The sequence below is a fragment of the Porphyrobacter sp. TH134 genome (genome assembly GCF_002855495.1).
Taxonomy (GTDB): domain Bacteria; phylum Pseudomonadota; class Alphaproteobacteria; order Sphingomonadales; family Sphingomonadaceae; genus Erythrobacter.
In genome coordinates this window covers 1-1071 of sequence record NZ_PKRO01000104.1, presented here as the reverse complement: position 1 = coordinate 1071, position 1071 = coordinate 1, and the positions used below count along the sequence as shown (strand labels likewise).

1 protein-coding gene is annotated in these 1071 nt (G+C 62.4%); it reads right to left on the bottom strand.

Annotated features, from left to right (window positions below; genetic code table 11):
* On the bottom strand, positions 1 to 956 hold a 956-nt coding region (locus C0V72_RS16130), incomplete at its 3' end, for a right-handed parallel beta-helix repeat-containing protein (protein ID WP_172439077.1).
* Positions 957 to 1071 lie beyond the last annotated feature (115 nt).

Genomic DNA, 1071 nt, shown 5'->3' with positions numbered 1-1071 from the left:
GGAATACCAGATCGGACAGCCCTTGCCGGGGCCATGCCCCGGCAAGGGCTCAAAGACCAAACTCCAAACGAATTTCCAGACGTGAAGTTACACCACCAGCGCGGATCACCGGTCAGGTTACTCTGGCCCGATCCGGCGGCAAACCCCGTCCCGCCAAACACGAGATTGAAGCTGAAGGCGACATTGGTTGCCCGGGAGATCTGGCTCGCCAGCTTGTCGGGCCGCGCGAACAGGATGGTGTTGAGCACCTGCACATCGTCGGCATCGGTCACGGCGATCTCGCTGGCGATGTCGGGGTGGCGGGCGTTGAGCCAGCTGGTGTTGTTGATCACGTCGACCCGGTTGCTGGAGAAGACGTTGATCCCCCGCCCGCCGTTGTCGAAGACGATGTTGTTCTCGATCAGCGCGCGGCCCGGATAGATGCCGAGCCCGGATCCGCGCTGGGTGTTGCGGAAATCGTCGATGATGATCCCGTTGCCGTCGGTCACGCGGCGTTTTGCTGGGTCTGGATCGGAATAGTAGAACGGGATGAAGTTGTAGTTCTCGTAGGCCACGTTCTCGCGGATGATCATCTTGGTGGCAGTGGAATTGTCGGAGTTCCACGGCTGATAGATCGATATGCCGCTGTTGGCATAGGGCGCATACCAGGCGTTGCGATAGACGCGGTTGCGCTCGATGGTGAGGTAGTCCGCACCACTCGCGTAGATGCCGCCGCCGGGGAAATCGCGCACCTCGTTGCCGCGGATGACGACATGGGCCGGGCGTTGGTTGGGGTTCTCCTGAGGCGGCGTGATCCCGATCCCGTTCCCGCTGGTCACCGGGTTGGCGAGGTTGTTCGCCTCGGCCTGGGCCTGCTGGAGCGTGATCTCGGCCCGGTTCCCCTCAAGCGTCAGGCCTTCCACGATGATGTAGGAGGCCTGCACACCGACCGCGTTCCAGTTGCGCGCCTTCAACATCGGCGTATGACCGGGAAATGCGCGGCGACAACTACGATGGCCGGTTGAGCGGCAACTATGATGGCCGGTAGGATCGGTTGTCTGGGCTGATCGTAGGGAGGGGCGCAGCCCCGAC